The organism is Peribacillus sp. Bi134 (genome assembly GCF_918698065.1).
In the GTDB taxonomy this organism is placed as follows: Bacteria; Bacillota; Bacilli; order Bacillales; family DSM-1321; genus Peribacillus.
Genome location: NZ_CAKKLN010000003.1, coordinates 277,086 through 294,321, shown reverse-complemented (window position 1 = coordinate 294,321; position 17,236 = coordinate 277,086). Strand labels below are relative to the sequence as shown.

General features: G+C 39.4%; 15 protein-coding genes, 1 pseudogene and 1 riboswitch. Of the genes and pseudogenes, 14 read left to right on the top strand and 2 right to left on the bottom strand.

Features of this window, described 5'->3' with window-relative positions:
- The first annotated feature begins 91 nt into the window (after nucleotides 1–91).
- From LQ188_RS07335 to ggt, 4 genes are all read left to right on the top strand, one after another.
- Nucleotides 92–1,066, top strand: coding sequence for a TAXI family TRAP transporter solute-binding subunit (locus tag LQ188_RS07335; RefSeq protein ID WP_230176425.1), 975 nt, complete (start codon nucleotides 92–94; stop codon nucleotides 1,064–1,066).
- An 84-nt stretch (nucleotides 1,067–1,150) separates the two neighbouring features.
- A complete protein-coding gene (locus LQ188_RS07330; protein ID WP_101221849.1) occupies nucleotides 1,151–1,657 on the top strand; it encodes a DUF1850 domain-containing protein in 507 nt (168 codons plus the stop codon).
- Nucleotides 1,650–3,644 (top strand): TRAP transporter permease, encoded by a 1,995-nt coding sequence (locus LQ188_RS07325; RefSeq protein WP_101221850.1) that lies wholly within the window; start codon nucleotides 1,650–1,652, stop codon nucleotides 3,642–3,644. Before LQ188_RS07330 ends, LQ188_RS07325 begins: the two co-directional genes overlap by 8 nt.
- Nucleotides 3,645–3,867: 223 nt before the next feature.
- On the top strand, nucleotides 3,868–5,943 hold the full coding sequence (gene ggt, locus LQ188_RS07320; protein WP_230176424.1) for a gamma-glutamyltransferase: 2,076 nt from the start codon (nucleotides 3,868–3,870) through the stop codon (nucleotides 5,941–5,943).
- A gap of 144 nt (nucleotides 5,944–6,087) precedes the next feature.
- Here the strand turns inward: ggt and LQ188_RS07315 are convergent, their stop codons facing one another.
- The gene (locus LQ188_RS07315) at nucleotides 6,088–7,272 is read right to left on the bottom strand and encodes an acyl-CoA dehydrogenase family protein (RefSeq protein ID WP_230176423.1); all 1,185 of its coding nucleotides are present in this window, start codon (nucleotides 7,270–7,272) and stop codon (nucleotides 6,088–6,090) included.
- 376 nt (nucleotides 7,273–7,648) lie between these two features.
- On the opposite strand from LQ188_RS07315, the gene LQ188_RS07310 reads away from it, so the two are divergent.
- The 6 genes and pseudogenes from LQ188_RS07310 to LQ188_RS07285 all read left to right on the top strand — a co-directional run bounded on the left by LQ188_RS07310 (nucleotide 7,649) and on the right by LQ188_RS07285 (nucleotide 11,796).
- Nucleotides 7,649–8,521: a transporter substrate-binding domain-containing protein gene (locus LQ188_RS07310; protein WP_230176422.1), complete on the top strand. Its 873-nt coding sequence runs from the start codon at nucleotides 7,649–7,651 to the stop codon at nucleotides 8,519–8,521.
- A 186-nt stretch (nucleotides 8,522–8,707) separates the two neighbouring features.
- A complete protein-coding gene (locus LQ188_RS07305) occupies nucleotides 8,708–9,415 on the top strand; it encodes an amino acid ABC transporter permease (protein WP_101221854.1) in 708 nt (235 codons plus the stop codon).
- A 12-nt stretch (nucleotides 9,416–9,427) separates the two neighbouring features.
- Nucleotides 9,428–10,141 carry an amino acid ABC transporter permease gene (locus LQ188_RS07300; protein WP_230176421.1) on the top strand — a complete coding sequence of 238 codons (714 nt, stop codon included), beginning with the start codon at nucleotides 9,428–9,430 and terminating at the stop codon, nucleotides 10,139–10,141.
- A 20-nt stretch (nucleotides 10,142–10,161) separates the two neighbouring features.
- Nucleotides 10,162–10,917: an amino acid ABC transporter ATP-binding protein gene (locus LQ188_RS07295; protein ID WP_101221855.1), complete on the top strand. Its 756-nt coding sequence runs from the start codon at nucleotides 10,162–10,164 to the stop codon at nucleotides 10,915–10,917.
- Nucleotides 10,918–10,991: 74 nt separating this feature from the next.
- Nucleotides 10,992–11,144 (top strand): annotated as a pseudogene (locus tag LQ188_RS07290) (IS1595 family transposase); the annotation flags it as partial.
- Nucleotides 11,145–11,265: 121 nt separating this feature from the next.
- A complete protein-coding gene (locus LQ188_RS07285; protein ID WP_230176420.1) occupies nucleotides 11,266–11,796 on the top strand; it encodes a hypothetical protein in 531 nt (176 codons plus the stop codon).
- A 238-nt stretch (nucleotides 11,797–12,034) separates the two neighbouring features.
- Here LQ188_RS07285 and LQ188_RS07280 read toward each other — a convergent pair whose 3' ends face one another.
- Nucleotides 12,035–12,937, bottom strand: coding sequence for a LysR family transcriptional regulator (locus tag LQ188_RS07280; protein WP_230176419.1), 903 nt, complete (start codon nucleotides 12,935–12,937; stop codon nucleotides 12,035–12,037).
- Between the two features lie 123 nt (nucleotides 12,938–13,060).
- On the opposite strand from LQ188_RS07280, the gene hutG reads away from it, so the two are divergent.
- The 4 genes from hutG (at nucleotide 13,061) to LQ188_RS07260 (ending at nucleotide 17,070) form a co-directional block, all read left to right on the top strand.
- Entirely contained in the window at nucleotides 13,061–14,017 is a 957-nt protein-coding gene (hutG, locus tag LQ188_RS07275) for a formimidoylglutamase (protein ID WP_101221857.1), read from the top strand.
- A gap of 282 nt (nucleotides 14,018–14,299) precedes the next feature.
- A complete protein-coding gene (locus LQ188_RS07270) occupies nucleotides 14,300–14,455 on the top strand; it encodes a hypothetical protein (RefSeq protein ID WP_153246094.1) in 156 nt (51 codons plus the stop codon).
- A 60-nt stretch (nucleotides 14,456–14,515) separates the two neighbouring features.
- The gene (locus tag LQ188_RS07265) at nucleotides 14,516–15,187 is read left to right on the top strand and encodes an SOS response-associated peptidase (RefSeq protein ID WP_101221858.1); all 672 of its coding nucleotides are present in this window, start codon (nucleotides 14,516–14,518) and stop codon (nucleotides 15,185–15,187) included.
- A gap of 277 nt (nucleotides 15,188–15,464) precedes the next feature.
- Nucleotides 15,465–15,572, top strand: a riboswitch (SAM riboswitch).
- Between the two features lie 190 nt (nucleotides 15,573–15,762).
- On the top strand, nucleotides 15,763–17,070 hold the full coding sequence (locus LQ188_RS07260) for a Na+/H+ antiporter NhaC family protein (RefSeq protein WP_101221859.1): 1,308 nt from the start codon (nucleotides 15,763–15,765) through the stop codon (nucleotides 17,068–17,070).
- Nucleotides 17,071–17,236: the final 166 nt, after the last annotated feature.

Genomic DNA, 17,236 nt, shown 5'->3' with positions numbered 1-17,236 from the left:
ATTTTGTTAAAAAAGGGAAAGTGAGGCAGTCGGTAGAATAATAACATTATCATCTTTTGCAGATGATGAAAACACATGAGGGGGGAGTTTTATGAAAAAATTTCATAAGTGCTTTTTATTGGTCATGATTTTGACGGTATCCGGTATTATCAGTGCCTGCGGAGACAGCAAAACAGGTGTCTCGGGCAGCGGAAACCAAAATTTGAGTTTGTTGACCGGTGGTACGGGAGGTACATACTATCCGCTCGGAGGACAAATTGGAAAAATCATTTCCGATAAAACAAAAGCGAACATAACACCTCAGACATCTGGCGCCTCCGCCGAAAACATGGAAACGTTAAGGGCTGGAGAGGCTGAAATCGCTTTTTCACAAACGGATATCGCCGCATATGCACTTGAAGGAACAGAAATGTTCGACGGGAAACCCATTGATAATATAATGGCGATCAGCTCTCTATATCCTGAAACTGTTCAAATTGTAACGACTGCAAAAAGCGGAATTAAATCAATCGAGGATTTAAAGGGTAAAAAGGTATCAGTAGGTGCTCCGGGTTCCGGTGCATACATCAATGCCATGCAAATCCTGGAGATTCATGGTTTGTCTGAGAAAGATATTAAAGGACAAAACCTGTCCTTCGATGAGTCGGCCGAAGGAATTCAAGCAGGAAATATTGACGCAGCTTTCATTACTGCCGGAACACCAACAGGTGCAGTTGAGGCGCTGTCCGTACAAAATGATATCATGATCCTGCCTATTGCAGAGGACAAAATTCAAGCATTGGTTAAAAAGTATCCATACTATGCGGAAGATACAATTCCAAGCGGTACTTACAAAATCAAATCCGAGGTAAAAACAGTTGCAGTTAAAGCGATGTTAGTGGTTACAAAGGATCTTGATGAAGATTTAGTTTATGAAATGACTAAAGCTGTTTATGACAACACAGATCAAATCACACATGCAAAAGGCAAGTTCCTTACAGCAGAAACTGCCCTAGAAGGATTAGGGGAAATGGAAGTGCATCCTGGAGCAGCAAAATACTTTAAAGAAAAAGGTGTTTCCAAGTAATGCATTGGGTCGGTAGCTCGCTTTATGTGGCCTATCGGCTTCGTTTTTTTCTAAATGGGATATCTGGTTTTGAAAGGGGTACCTATGAAATTCAAGAGATTCATGGCATTTGGTATACCTCTGCTCATCGCTTTTTTATTCTTTTTTCCTTACAGGCATGTAATTGCCTTTTCCTTTGAGGACCAAGGGGAATTAATCGCATACTTTCCTTTGAAAAAAGAAAAAGAATTCAAGATTGAGTATACACACTCCATCCACCTCACGGATGTTTTGGAATCATATCGTTTATCGGATAAGCAAATCCAACAAATTGAACTTTCTTATCATGATTTTGCTGTCGGTATGCCTTCTAATGCGGAGGGGGAGGAAGTCTTTGAAGAAAAAGACGGTACCTATTTCATAAAAAATATGAAACGCAATTTTACCCATATCGATTTACGGGTAGGACAAGTTAAAGCTAACCATCGTTTAATATATGATGAAAAAACATACACATTGGCAGACTTCATTAAACCAGGGACATGGGTCAGGATTTCATCGGAAAGAATTTCATTGTGGGAACAGTTGAAGGGAGTGAAGATTAGTGGCTGATAATGAAAAAATCAAATATTTAACCGAAGCGGAACAGCAGGAGTTGTTGGAAAAATATGATCCGGAAGCCGGGACTAGGAAATTAACTGGTGTCTTGGGCCACATTGCGTTTTTTGGACTCCTGGCTTTTTCGCTATTCCAATTATATACTGCCATTTTTGGTGTTTTTACAGCACAAATCCAACGGACGATACATCTAGGGTTTGCACTCTCCTTAGTGTTTTTACTATTTCCCGCAAACCGGAAGAAGCGTGAAAAAGGAAAGTTTCAAATTGCCTGGTACGATATCATATTAGCGATCCTTAGTATCGGGGTAGGTGCATATTGGCCCTTATTTTTCGAAGATATCGTCATGAATGTAGGACGTTTGGGCGCATTGGATTTTGCCGTTGGTTTAATGGCCATTCTCCTGGTTTTGGAGGCAACCAGGCGTGCAGTGGGTCTTCCCATTATGGTCATTGCTTTGATATTCATTTTCTATGGAATTTTTGGACAATATATGCCAGGATTCCTCGCGCATCGCGGTTTGACTCTGGAACGGATGGTGCAAACGATGTTCTTCTCGACAGAGGGCATTTTAGGCACTCCGTTAGCGGTGTCATCGACATTCATCTTCCTATTTTTACTGTTTGGATCCTTTCTAGTCCGAACAGGTGTCGGTCAATACTTCAATGATCTTTCAACCGCCATTGCCGGCAGAAGGATAGGGGGACCTGCAAAGGTTGCGATTTTTTCCAGTGCTCTTCAAGGGACGATTAGCGGAAGTTCCGTAGCTAATGTTGTCACTTCGGGAGCATTCACGATACCGATGATGAAAAATCTTGGATATAAGAAGGAATTCGCTGGGGCAGTGGAGGCAGCCGCTTCGACAGGCGGTCAATTGATGCCTCCGGTAATGGGGGCAGCGGCATTCTTAATGGTTGAGTTCATTGGGAATGGGATAACGTATTGGGATATAGCAAAGGCGGCTGCGATTCCAGCTATCCTTTACTTTTCAGGAATTTGGATCATGACCCATTTTGAAGCGAAACGACTTGGGCTGCGTGGGTTAACGAAAGAAGAGATGCCAAGTAAAAAGGAAGTGTTCGGCAAATTTTATTTACTAATACCGATCCTTGCCATTATTTTATTGCTCATGCTGAATATCACGGTTACACATGCAGCACTGTATTCCATTGCTATCTCGGTTCTTGTAGGTTTCATAAACAAGGATGTCCGCATGAAATTCATCGATATCATTTATGCATTGGTGGATGGAGCCCGAACGGCACTTGCGGTTGCAGCTGCAACCGCAGCAGCAGGCATTATTGTAGGAATCGTTACGAAAACCGGATTAGGGCTGAAGCTGGCTAATGGTTTGATCGATTTGTCTGGTGGATATTTGATTCCAACACTGATGCTAACTATGGTAGCGGCACTTATATTAGGAATGGGTTCACCTACGACCGCCAATTATGTCATCACATCGACGATTGCAGCACCTGCGATCATTTTGCTTGGTGTTCCTGATTTATCTGCACATTTATTCGTTTTCTATTTTGGCATTATAGCAGATATTACTCCTCCAGTTGCTTTAGCGGCATTTGCAGCGGCAGGGGTGGCAGGCGGTGAACCAATAAAAACGGGAATTGAGTCATCAAAACTTGCTATCGCTGCATTTATCATTCCATATATTTTTGTTCTTTCCCCACAAATGCTGATGATCGATACAACTTGGATGGAGGTTGCCTGGGTTGTACTTACAGCAATGTCAGGCATGATTGCAATTGGGGCGGGTGTTATAGGTTACTGGATGAGGGGGATGCACTGGTTAGAAAGAGTCCTCGCTATAATCGTTGGTTTACTATTAATCTATCCTGAAACGATATCGGACATCATTGGGGTATCCGCTTTTATCGTATTACTGGCTTTACAATACCTTTGGAAAAGTGACAATCACGACAGCACCAAAATCTTGGAAAATAACCAAAGCATAGAGAAAAATTGAGTCTAAGAACATCGATCCTAAAAGTAAATGATAGAGCTGAACCATTCGGGGGGGGTGATTTTTTGAAGTGAAACATCATTGAGAACACAACGCCCAATCGGAATGTGCAGACTGCTTTTCTATCGAGAACAACCAGCATATTCCTACTAGGTTCATCAGCTCGTATTTTCAGTTGCATTATGGTAAGACCCTAAATGGTTTTAATTTGAAAGGAGACTAATTCATGAAATTTTTAAAAAGTTTTATTTTAGTTACTTTCAGTTTCTTTTGCATGATCACACCAGCTTTTGCAAGTGTCCCTGGAGTGGATACTTCAATGAAAAAAGGAGCAACAAAAGGAATCGTATCAGTTTCCCACCCTTTAGCGGCTGAAGCGGGCATAAAGATATTAAAACAAGGTGGAAATGCAGTCGATGCAGCAGCAGCCATTCAATTATCGTTAAATGTAGTTGAACCGATGATGTCTGGAATCGGCGGCGGTGGTTTTATCATGATTTATAATAAGAAAGAAAATAAAATTACGATGATCGATAGCCGAGAAATGGCACCGCAAAATGTTACGCCTGAACTATTTTTAGATGAAAAGGGAAAACCCGTACCTTTCAGTAAACGGCACACAAGCGGTAAAGCTGTTGGTGTTCCTGGAACCCTTAAGGGGATGGAAGCAGCCCTAGAAAAATACGGAACATTGAAATTATCACAAGTTATGGACCCGGCCATTAAACAAGCTGAAAAAGGCGTTAAGGTCAATTGGATAACAGCGCAATATATCGATGAAAATGTAAAAAAATTAGAAAATAACGAAGAAGCTGCAAAAGTATTTGTGCCTAACGGAAAGCCATTGGAAGAGGGGGACACCCTCGTTCAGCCTAATCTGGCAAAGACTCTTAAGTTAATAAAAAAACAAGGTTCAAATGTTTTTTATAAAGGTGAAATCGGGGAAGCCCTCACCAAAGAAGTTCAAAGACGTGAAGGGACGATGACAACTGAAGATTTGGAAAACTATGTGGTGAAAGAGAGGGAGCCAATTAAATCGGAATATAGGGGATTTGAAGTGGTCGGGGCGGCTTCGCCAAGTTCAGGCAGCTTGACTGTCCAACAGATTCTTGAGCTTATGGAAGGATACGATGTGCAAAAGATGGGGTCGAACTCTCCTGAGTATCTACATCATCTAACCGAAGCCATGCATCTGGCTTTTGCCGATCGAGCTGCCTATATGGCAGATGAAGATTTTTATGATGTACCCACTAAAGGACTATTAGATGAAGAATATATAAAAGAAAGAAGAAAACTCATCAATCCAAATAAATCAACAGCCGATGTCAAAGAAGGCGATCCATGGAAGTACGAAGGCCAAGAACCGGTTTCAATGGAGAAGGTAAAAGAAGAGAAAACACCGATCGGACAAACGACTCACTTTTCTGTAATGGATAAGTGGGGAAATATGGTTTCTTATACGACTACGATCGAGCAAGTATTCGGTTCAGGTATCATGGTACCTGATTATGGATTCATGCTTAATAATGAAATGACGGATTTTGATGCCACACCGGGTGGCGTTAACCAGGTGGAACCAGGAAAAAGACCAAGAAGCAGTATGTCACCGACCTTCATATTAAAAGATGGCAACCCTTTCATGGCCATTGGGTCACCAGGTGGAGCAACGATTATAGCATCGGTATCTGAAACTATCATGAATGTGATCGATCATCAAATGACAATTCAAGATGCGATACTTACGCCGCGTGTTTACTCTGCTGGCTATCCGACAGTTAGATGGGAACCGGGAATCGATCAAAATACTAGGTTAGAATTAATGGCAAAAGGGCATGTTTATGAAGAAAAACCGCAGCATATCGGAAATGTGCAAGCTGTTATTTATGATTATGAAAGGGGAAGAATGTATGGGGGGGCCGACAATACAAGAGAAGGAACAGTTCTCGGTGTGGATGGGGTTTCCTATAAATCGAAACAGCCAAGAGAAATGAAAGAAGAAAAAAAGGGGCCGTTTACCTTAAAAGTGAATGGAGCCGTTTATCCTTACACAGCAAAACAAATGAAACTGATTGATGGAAAACCATATATCCAATCAGACAAATTGCTTCTAGGTTTGGGTGCAATTGAAACAGTGGATTTAGAAATATTTAAACCAGATAAAAAATCCTACTTACCGGTGCTAAAAGTCGCAAAATCATTAGGATATAAAGCAAAATGGAACGAAAAAGACAAAGTTGTACTATTGGAAAAAGATCCGGCGGATATTGAAGATTCAGACGATGATGGTAGTGTCACCAATTAATTTCTTTTCTTGAGGGAGCCCAGCCTGCTCCAAGAATAAAATCGAATTCTGTATGACTCAAAAAATGGAAAACCCCTGGATTCTCTATGAAAAGAGAATTCAGGGGTTTTTTATAGTTCATAGCGTTTCTTTTATCAAATCTGATCATTTCAAAAGTGGATGGCCGCTTAAATTGGATTTTGTCTGTTCAATTGCCAATTTTGCTAAATTCTTTATCGTTACATCGTCCATCGGAGGATTGTGTAAACCAGCTCTTACATCCCTATAGTGCCTTTGTAGAGGATTATTGCGTTGAAGGCTTTTTGCACCGACTATTCGCATGGCTTTATCGACAATTGTAATGGCTGCGTTTGTAACAATATGTTTTGCAGCCCCCAGCTCATTTGTGAAATGAATTCTTCGTGATTCATCATCATAAGCCTCGGCAACGCTATATAAGAAATGCCTGGCTTTCATTAATTCCAAATCAATTTCTCCTAACAGTTGTTGGACATTAGCCAGCTGGCTGATAGGTGCATTTATACTGTTTGGAGTATAGGTATTGGCAAAGTGTATGGCGTAATCCCTTGCAGCTTGCGCAATGCCAAGGTAACAGGCCGGAATATGAAGGATCCATGCATTGAATCTGTTTCCACTTGGCATTTCAGGTAACTCAACAAGTTTTGAATCATCCACTTCAACATCTTTAAGGACCAAATCATGACTTCCTGTCCCCCTCATTGAAATTACGTCCCATGTTTCATCTATGTAGAGCCCATCCAAATCTTTATGCAGGAGAAAAAATCCAACCTTTTGCCTTTCCTCGATCCATGCTGAAACTAGGAAATAAGTTAAAACAGGGGACATGGTTGTATAGGTTTTACGTCCGGAAATAACCCAAAAATCTCCCTTTTTGACTGCCTTCGTTCCGGGGCGTCCCCCGCGAGTCGGACTGCCAGTTTGCGCTTCACTAACGGAACGGTTCACTAAAGCGCCATTTAGAACTTCCCCAGCAATAAAATCTAAGTTCGTTTTTGTCCAACTTTCTTGTTCAAAAAGATCTCCTATCACTCCAAGGTTCCAACCAATGGATAGCGCAGTCGCTGAATCAAAACTAGCCAATGTTTCTTGAAGGAGAATCATGTCATAAACTTTTAACCCTCCGCCACCATAGGATTTGGGAAGAGTTGAACTTGTATATCCCATACGAATTAAATCTTGTATATGTTCTTTCGGAAAAAAGGCCAATTCATCAATTTGAGCAGAATTATTTTTGAATTTTGATTCTACTTCATATAATTTTTTCAGCCACGCTTTTTGACTCTCCGTCTTAATGAATAGGTTAATCACACGGTTCCCTCCTTCTATTACCTTCTGTTTTTATTTCAATTCCTATTAATCTTATTGGTTTAAATGATAATTAAGGTGTGTTTAGTTGTCAAGGAAATTAAGGGCTTGCAGATAAATGATGCCTCCGGAAAGACTCTTGTATTTTCATATAACTACAACTCTTTTAATAAAACAGGTGTGTGCAGTTGCTTGAAAATTTTAAATATACACATTGACTTTACAAAAGTATCCATCTATTATGTTTATAACCAAATAACTTACTTAACCTACCTAAATAGTTGGTATTGAGTGGTGAAGGTGATGTATGTATTTCCTTTGAATTTCAGGAAATACAAATGCAAGTAAAAAAACATCGTAAAACGAAAGGGGATTCACTATGAAAAATAAAAAATTTCGCCATGTTTTAACTATCGGTTTAGCGTTTGTAACCATATTAGCGGGGTGCGGATCAGGTACATCAACGAGTAATGAAGCCGATGCAAATTCAGGTAGCACTTCAGGTGTCCGAAAGGTAAAAGTAGCATATGACCAAGCGTCAAAACCTATGTCTTGGCTGGATGAGAAGGGAAATCCAACTGGATATGATGTGGAAGTTATGAAATTGGTTGATGAATTACTACCGGCATACGAATTCGAATATATTGGCACATCAAGCGATGACTTGTTAGTAGGCATTGAACAAGGTAAATATCAAGTGGGGGTTAAAAATGCTTTCTGGACAGAGGAAAGGACTGAGAAGTTCATCTTTCCTAAAGAATTCCTTGGATTAAGCAGTGCGGGCCTTGTTTTAAAGAAAGAAAATTCAAAGATCAAAAATCTCAAGGACTTTGCTTCAGAGGGCTTCTCCTTAGCACCAATCGCAGCAAATAACGCTCAATACACGATCGTTGATGAGTATAATCAGGCCAATCCGGACAATAAGGTGAAATTGAAAGCCGGAGATGCCTTCACTGTAGATGTAATTCAATGGGTAAATGAAGGCCGTGTCGACGGTGGAATAGCGATCGAGGGAGCTTTTAAGAAGCAAGTGGCCGACGATGGCCCCTATCATAATTTAGTAGATGATCTAGTTTACAATGAATTTGCAGTCATTAAAACCTGGCCATTATTCAACAAAAAAGAACAAAAATTCGCAGATGCTTATGATGAAGCGATTAAAAAAATTAAAGACGAAAAGAAGACGAATGAGTTAAGCAAAAAGTTTTATGGCCGGGATTTATTCGAAGTTTTGGGAACTGTAGAGAGATAACGAAGTCCTTAGCAAAACAAGAATTAAAATGTCAATCAATAGGCTATGACTTGTCATTTTCTTAATATGGGTTTTATTGGATAACTCTGGTATTTTAAGAGATGGCAAGTTTCTAGGTACTGGCCTTCAATAGAATGATTGGATTTGAAAATTCGAATCTTCAATGAAAGCAGATGGAGGTGAAACATGGAAAAATACTTTGATTTAGCTTACATAGTAGAGTCGGTACCAATGTTAGTTCCCTTTCTAAAAGTAACATTAATCGTTACGGGTCTATCGGTCTTGTTCGGGACAATCATAGGTTTCATCTTAGCAGTCATGAAACTTGGAAATAGTAAAATCGCCAGGAAAATTGCCTATGGATATACAACGGTATTGAGATGTACGCCCTCTATAGTTCTGCTTTTTTTGACTTATTATGGTATACCTGCAATTGCAGGGAAATTTGGCATAAATCTTAATGATATTGATAAAGCAGTATTTGTAGTCATAACCTTTTCGCTTCAATTTGCGGCTGCGATGTCAGAAGTGATCAGAACATCGCTTGAATCTATTGATAGAGGGCAATTTGAAGCGGCAGTAAGCGTTGGATTAAGCAATACGCAAGCTTACCGGAGAATTATTTTACCCCAGGCTTTCGTAGTCGCATTACCAAACTTCGGTAACAGCTTACTTGAATTAATGAAAGAAGGGTCTTTAGCATATACAATCGGCTTGATAGATATCATGGGGAAGGCAGAGCTTATAATCGCCGGGAACTATAACACACATGCATTAGAAATTTATCTTGCATTGGCGGTTATTTACTGGACATTGTCGATTGCCATTGAACAACTGTTCTTAAGATTGGAAAAGGCATTCAGTAAAGGAAAACAAGTGATAACAACTGCATAGAGGGGTGACAGAATGTCAGAAGGTCTGGATTATAGGTTTTTAGTGGAAACCTTTTTTGTAGCGTTATCGGGGGTGCCGACCGCATTATTCATTACAATTGTTGCTTTGATTATTGCCTTGCCATTAGGGTTTTTACTTGCTTTATCAAGAATTAATCAAATCCCGGTATTGAATCGCTTAGCACAGATATACGTTTCATTTGTCAGAGGAACGCCCGTCATTATCCAAATTTTCATTATATATAGCAGTGTGCCATTAATGCTGACTTCTATATTTGAAAAGTATGCTGTCGAAATGAATGTATACGATGTAAATCCGATATGGTACGCATTCATTGTTTTCTCGTTGAATACGACAGCTATTCTCACAGAGGTGTTTCGTTCGGCAATTAGCACAGTGAGCAAGGGGCAACTTGAAGCTTCATATGCTGTCGGATTAACAACTATGCAAGCATTTAGAAGAATTATCATTCCACAGACATTGGTAGTGGCATTACCGAATATATGTACAGCAACAGTCAATCTGATTAAAGCGACATCATTAGGTTATGCTTTGTCATTGCAGGAAATCACTTTAAAAGCCAAGGTAGCTGCCAATGTTGGCTACAATTATGTTGAAGCATATATTGATATCTTTCTTGTTTACCTAATTTTATGTAGTTTGGTGGAATACTTGTTTAAAAGGTATGAAAAACGAGTAAGCAGGTTTAAAGCCGTGAGTATCTGAAATGAGGAGGTGTGGCCTAAATGCTAGAGATTAAAAATATTCATAAATCATTCGGTGAGAATGAGATTTTAAAAGGTGTGGATTTAAATATAGACAAGGGGGATGTGGTGGTAATTCTGGGTCCAAGTGGTTCAGGTAAGACAACTTTACTCCGCTGCATTAACTTTCTTGAAAAAGCAGATCAAGGACATGCCGTTTTTGGTGATATTGATGTAAGTCTTAAAACGGCATCTAAAAAAGTGATTCATGGAATAAGGCAGAAGATAGCCTTTGTTTTTCAAAATTATAATCTTTTCACTAATAAAACGGCATTGGAAAATGTGACGGAAGGACTGGTTATTGGAAGGAAGATTGCGAAAGCAGAAGCATATGAGATTGGTAAAAAAGCATTGGATAAAGTAGGCTTGTCGGAAAAATATGGTGCTTACCCTAGTGAACTCTCAGGCGGGCAGCAGCAAAGGGTGGGCATTGCGAGAGCGGTTGCTTTAAACCCTGACATAATTTTATTTGACGAACCAACTTCGGCATTGGACCCGGAATTGGTCGGTGAAGTACTGACGGTGATGAAGCAAATTGCCAAAGAAGGAACTACGATGTTAGTTGTCACGCATGAAATGTCTTTTGCAAAGGATGTTGCAAACAGAGTGATTTTTATGGATGCAGGTGTCATAGTGGAAGAGGGATCGCCTAAAGAAATTTTTGTGAATCCAAAAGAAGAAAGAACGAAGAGGTTCTTAAAAAGAGTCTTGCCGGAGGATTATATTTTTTATATTTAGGTTATGTTCACTTTCTCTTTTGATATGTGATTGAAACAAACGAATGAAAATAACGTTTGTTAGAGGGATTCAGAATGACGTTAAGTGAATTGATAGTAAAAATTCAAAAATTGAATAAAGCAAAAATACATCGGTTAAAAGAATACTTTATCCATTTACTTGCATCATCATTTTCTGCAAGTGAACAAGCATTTCAAGAAGTGACCGAACGCAAAAATAAAGATGTCTAAACTTGTGTAGATTTTGACTCTTTATACATATACCTCTACATCTCATTAACAAGCAGAATAGAATAAGGAAAGAAATATACTTTTGTGGAAATTGAAAACTGTAAAGGAGAATAAAAACTTGCGTAATCAACAATGGAGTAAAGTAAAGAAAAAGTTAGAGAGTTTTATCTGTGACTCTCTAAAAAATAGAGTTCAGTTTACTGTTACGAATTATCGAAAGGCTCACGACCGATTAGGACGAGCTTTTATTACTGTTGATAAAAAGGAAATCCTAAATATGTGTACGATAACATCTGATAGAGAAATGTTCAGAAAAGAAAATGAAATAAGAAATGCCAAAAGTATTGAATACGATGTCTATAATGGAAATAAGAACTATGAGATAGGGATACAAGCACATGAAATGATTAAAGCAGAGGGGATTTTTGCACAGTATGACTTTTTAAATGCGGTGGAAGAATATTTTAATTTACCAATAGAAATTTCCTTAAAGTCAGATGATATGATTATAAAGATTCTTTCTCTGATAGATAGAAGAGTTGGGATGCGTACGTTACAGGGGCTTGAAAAATCTATCCTAAATGAAAAGGAAATTATCCAGTATTTTTATAACTTGCGATGTGAAGCAGAGGGAATAAGGACTTCCTAAAAAGCGCTATAATGAATTTTTATTGAACAAGTATTTTACTTGGCGTGGAAGTGTGAGCGTTAGGACGTTATTAATTAGTGAGGAAAAACAATACGGATGGATAGTGAAAACACATGAACCTCCTGCAAATATGAGTGGGAAACCTAGCTCATTGGCAGGAAGTCTAAAGTGTTTTCTTTATATAAAGTGAATCACAATGAGCCAGGGTGTCTTTTCCATTAAATTAGAGAATCAGCATTTAGGCATCGTTCCTAACATCCCACTTAAAAAAGCTATGTATTTCCTCTACTAACTTACATACTGCAGGAGACAGATATCGATCTTTCAAATAGGCCAGGTAAACAGTCCTTTCCAAAAAATTCGAATCAATCGCACGAATTGCAGTATTGGGGGATACAGCGGATTTTATATAGCTTTCCGGTAAAATTGTAACCCCAAGCCCTTCTTCCACCAAACTGCAAGCCGTTTCAAGCCTTTCTATTTCGTATAGGATATTTGGAATTGCATTTTCACCCTTAAATGCTCTTAAGATATCATCTCTTGTTTGAAATCCAGTTGTACTGATGATCAATTCTTTCTTTGCAATGTCTTGGAAAGTGATGGACTCTTTTTCATTTAACTCGTCATCTTTATGGATCAAAAGCATGAATTTTTCATTATAAAGGGGAGTGGACAGAATTTCATCGTTATTGATGGGCTGGTTCGTGATGGTGAAATGAACATTATACCGATTTAACGAATCGAAAACTTTCTCTTCCCCTAATATTTCCCTTACTTTTATATGAATATTAGGATAATTGATTTTAAAATTCCTGATTATCTTCGGAAACCAAAATTTGAATGATTCTATGGAACCTATACATACTGTTCCGCTTCCAACATCCTTCATTTCCCTAAGTTCCACTTGCAAATTATCGAATCTTCTTAACAGGTCAACAGATCTCGTATAAAAAAGACCCCCTGCTTCCGTAAGCTCAAGACCCCTTGTATTACGTTCCAAAAGCTGTAAACTAACTTCATTTTCTAATTTCATTATGGCATTACTTAGGGAAGGTTGTGATATATGCAGCATTTTTGCCGCTTTTGAGAAATTCTTTTCCTGGACGGTGGTAGTGAAATACCGAAGTTGACGAAGATCCATTTATGCTCCTTTCTATAGCTTTAAACTATAGATATATTGAATTTTTGTATTGGTAATTATATATTATCTCATCTATAATTTTTAAAAAAGATATTTCGGAATTTTTTAAATAAAGGAGAAATTATGTATACTAATCCGACTTCAAAATATTGGAATGGAAGAATTGATTCCCAATCTGACATGGACAGCTTCAGATACCACCAAAGAGTACGGTTGGCTCCGATATCGGAATTAGCCATCTCTTCCAATGCATCAAAGACCTTTGGGTTGATTGGCTTCAAATGTGATGAAGGCGTCAGAAGGAATAAAGGCAGGATTGGTGCTGCAGAGGGGCCTGATCATATTAGGCAATACTTGGCGAAATTACCCTGTCATTTACCGTCCCAAACTGAGCTGGTGGATGCTGGCGATGTAATATGTGAAAGTACGGAAATGGAGGCCGCCCAATTCGAACTGGGATCGGCTGTTGACCGGATATTGGAGACTAAAGCGATTCCTATCATACTTGGGGGAGGGCACGAAACCCTGTATGGCCATTATCTTGGGATTAGGAAATCCATTGGACCAAAAGCTAGATTGGGGATCATTAATATTGACGCGCACTTTGATATGAGGCCCTATGAAAAAGAAAGTTCATCAGGAACGATGTTTAAGCAGATTTTGGACGAAGACCAAAGTTGTGGATATTTATGTGTCGGAATTCAGAAGCAGGGGAATACAAAGGCACTTTTTGAAACCGCTGAGAGGAGTAAGGTAGACTACATATTGGAAGAAGATTTGTCATTGAACGAAATGGATGAAACAAAGCGGCGGATAAATGAATTCGTTAATAAAAATGACTACATTATGCTTACATTATGTACGGACGTCATTGATTCAGCATATGCACCTGGGGTGAGTGCTCCATCGCCGTTTGGACTGAATCCGAAATTGGTACGTGCGATTATTAGGCATATCGTATCGAATGAAAAAATCCTCTCCTTTGACATTTCGGAAGTGAATCCTTCGTTGGACGAAAATAATAAAACCGTAACATTGGCAGCACATTTAATAAATGAAGTTTTGCTGCATTTTAAATAATGAATGGATATGGAAGAGGGCAATTCCAATTTGGTCCTTCCAGCTTTCCTCAATGTTATCTCCATACTCAATTATAAGTATTGAAACTAAGTCCTTTGGCAGCACCCAGGCTGTCCGTGAATCATTCATGGACAGTCTTTTTTACGCCTCCTTTACACGCGTTAATGGTCGGGGCCATTGCTTGACTCCCCGTTATAGGATTAACCATGGCTCTGCCAAAGTTCACTACTGATACTTGTGGGTTTTTGGTTTATAATAACAACCATCTAGGGGGGATTTTTTATGAATGAATATAAAGTGACGGTCAGGAATGGCAGTACCTTGATCTTGTCGGAAATCATTAAAGCTGAAGATGAAAGAGAAGTCCTTGGAACTCTTTTGATTTCCAGCGAATTATTTAATCAACCATTTACCGACATCAGGATTTTAGAACGCTGATTTGTGCCTGTCCGTTCGATTTGTTACACTGTAATAAATTCTAATACGGTAGGCGATAGTATGTGTGGACGTTTTACCCTTTTCACTGACATTGAAGAAATAAAAGATCGGTTTGATATTCAGGGATCGTTTGATGGGGAATACCAATTCAGCTACAATATTGCTCCCTCCCAATCCGTTCTCTCCGTCATTAATGACGGGGCAAGGAATCGACTTGGATATCTTCGGTGGGGACTCATTCCTTTCTGGGCAAAAGACGAAAAAGTGGGCTACAAAATGATCAATGCCAGATCGGAAACCATTGCTGAGAAAGCAAGCTTCAGGAATGCGTATAAGAAGAAGAGATGCTTGATAATCGCTGACTCTTTTTATGAATGGAAGAAGACACCGGAAAGAAAAATACCGATGCGAATAAAACTGAAGAATCATGCTCCATTTGGAATGGCGGGTATCTGGGAATCCTGGAAATCACCTGAAGGCATCAGCGTCTATTCATGCTCCGTTATAACAACCGTTCCTAATGAGCTAATGACCAGCATTCATGATCGTATGCCTGTCATCCTTAAACCAGAAGATGAAAAAGAATGGTTGAGTCCAACAAATAATGATCCTGCATATCTGCAGCAGTATTTAAAGTCATTCGATTCGGAACAGATGGAAGCCTTTGAGGTATCGACTGATGTGAATTCGACCAAAAATAATTCATCTAACCTAATACAACAAATTTGCTGAGAGGTCATAAGACCTCTTTTTTATATGAATTCCGTCCCGATAAATGAAAAAAACTGATTAACCGCACATGTCAAGATTTCTTTATAAATAGTAAGGAGTGCATGTAAAATACTTAAAATTAACCCTTGCGAAAATAGACAAAATGCTGTACTGTTATATTTGCTTTTCAAAACGACTTTCGATGTCACTTTCACAAACTCAGATGGTTTCAGCAAGTTTCCAGTGTGGTACTTTTCTGGAAGGCATCGTAATATTTGATAAATTATATAATGTAATCTTCTTATCAAGAGAGACGGAGGGACTGGCCCGAAGATGTCTCGGCAGCGGACTTAAATGGAGTGCTGTGCCAAATCCAGCAGGCTGATTTTTGCCTGAAAGATAAGGAGGGTGTTTTTTATAAATTAAAAGACCTCTTCTTGTTGTTAAATAGAAGGGGTCTTTTTTATGCCAGTTTTTTTGCTATATCTCCAAGACTAGATAATCAGGTAGGTTCAAATTGGAGTTATTTGCGAAAGCTGTTAATAGAATAAGAGCTGTGACACCTGTCACGGGAAAAATAAAAAGAGGTGTACATCATGAGTGCAAACAATAAAGGGAATCCATGGGCATTGATCCCATTTGTCGTATTTTTAATTTTATTTATAGGGTCCGGAATCATCACTAAAGATTTTTATTCATTTCCGGTGATTGTTGCAATTTCAATTGCTTCGGCAGCTGCATTGGCAATGAATCGGAAAGAGACATTCAATCATAAGGTTGATATCTTCTGTAAAGGTGCCGGGGACGCCAATATTATGTTAATGGTTATCATTTTCCTTTTAGCTGGCGCTTTTGCCGAAGTTGCCAATGGCATGGGAGCAGTTGAATCAACAGTGAATCTTGCCTTAGCTGTTTTTCCGCAAAATCTATTAATGGTAGGGATATTCATTATTGCTTGTTTTATTTCTTTATCCATGGGGACAAGCATGGGAACGATTGTTGCATTGGCACCTATCGGGGTCGGGATTAGTGAGCAAACAGATATTTCGCTTGCCCTATCAATGGCGGCCGTTATTGGTGGTGCGATGTTTGGGGATAACCTTTCCTTCATTTCAGATACGACAATCGCTGCAGTTCGAACTCAGGGAACGAAAATGAAGGATAAGTTTAAAGTGAATTTTTTCATCGTTTTACCTGCGGCCATCATCACATGTGCAATCCTTGGAATTTTAACAATGGGTGAACAAGCTGACATCTCCCAACATTCTTATAATTGGGTGAAGATTCTTCCATATCTTTGCGTATTGATCACTGCATTGGCAGGAGTCAATGTGTTCCTGGTCCTTTCCATCGGAATCGTATTTGCCGGAATTATCGGCTTGGCTGATGGAAGTTATAAACCGTTGGGTGTCATTCAAAAAGTTGGAGAAGGAATGGCGGGAATGTATGAAATCTCCTTCCTTGCCATTTTAATTGCAGGTATGGTAGCTGTTATCAAACATAATGGTGGCATCGATTATCTACTCCACCTAGTGACCCGAAATAGCAAATCAAAAAAAGGGGCGGAATTCAGCATTGCAGGGCTTGTTGGTTTGACAAACCTTTCAACGGCAAATAACACGATTTCGATTATCATTGCCGGGCCACTTGCCAAAAATATCGCTGAAAAGTATGGGATTGATCCGCGTAAATCAGCGAGCTTGCTTGACATATTTGCATGTTGTATCCAAGGGTTGATACCATATGGAGCACAACTGCTTGTTGCAGCAGGGGTAGCAAAGATTTCTCCGATAAGCATCTTGCAGTATTCATATTACCCAATACTAATTGGATTTTGTGGCGTCATTGCCATCTTGATTGGTTTTCCACGGTTTCAGCCGGGAAATAATGGATCGAAGAACTAAAAGTTAAAACAAAGTTGATTGGAGCGGGTGTGCGATACTCCTGCGGGAAAAGCGAGTCCAGGGGAGACCCCGCAGGCGCAAAGGCGCCGAGGAGGCTCCCGGACCGCCCGCGGAAAGCGAGTGCCTGGAGGGGAAATCAACGTTCAAATTGTACAAACCCCTAAAA

Coding starts and splice junctions, on each gene's coding strand:
- LQ188_RS07335 (WP_230176425.1), top strand. CDS start 92: ATGAAAAAATTTCATAAGTGCTTTTTATTGGTCATGATTTTGACGGTA.
- LQ188_RS07330 (WP_101221849.1), top strand. CDS start 1,151: ATGAAATTCAAGAGATTCATGGCATTTGGTATACCTCTGCTCATCGCT.
- ggt (WP_230176424.1), top strand. CDS start 3,868: ATGAAATTTTTAAAAAGTTTTATTTTAGTTACTTTCAGTTTCTTTTGC.
- LQ188_RS07310 (WP_230176422.1), top strand. CDS start 7,649: ATGAAAAATAAAAAATTTCGCCATGTTTTAACTATCGGTTTAGCGTTT.
- LQ188_RS07305 (WP_101221854.1), top strand. CDS start 8,708: ATGGAAAAATACTTTGATTTAGCTTACATAGTAGAGTCGGTACCAATG.
- LQ188_RS07300 (WP_230176421.1), top strand. CDS start 9,428: ATGTCAGAAGGTCTGGATTATAGGTTTTTAGTGGAAACCTTTTTTGTA.
- LQ188_RS07295 (WP_101221855.1), top strand. CDS start 10,162: ATGCTAGAGATTAAAAATATTCATAAATCATTCGGTGAGAATGAGATT.
- LQ188_RS07280 (WP_230176419.1), bottom strand. CDS start 12,937: ATGGATCTTCGTCAACTTCGGTATTTCACTACCACCGTCCAGGAAAAG.
- hutG (WP_101221857.1), top strand. CDS start 13,061: ATGTATACTAATCCGACTTCAAAATATTGGAATGGAAGAATTGATTCC.
- LQ188_RS07270 (WP_153246094.1), top strand. CDS start 14,300: ATGAATGAATATAAAGTGACGGTCAGGAATGGCAGTACCTTGATCTTG.
- LQ188_RS07265 (WP_101221858.1), top strand. CDS start 14,516: ATGTGTGGACGTTTTACCCTTTTCACTGACATTGAAGAAATAAAAGAT.
- LQ188_RS07260 (WP_101221859.1), top strand. CDS start 15,763: ATGAGTGCAAACAATAAAGGGAATCCATGGGCATTGATCCCATTTGTC.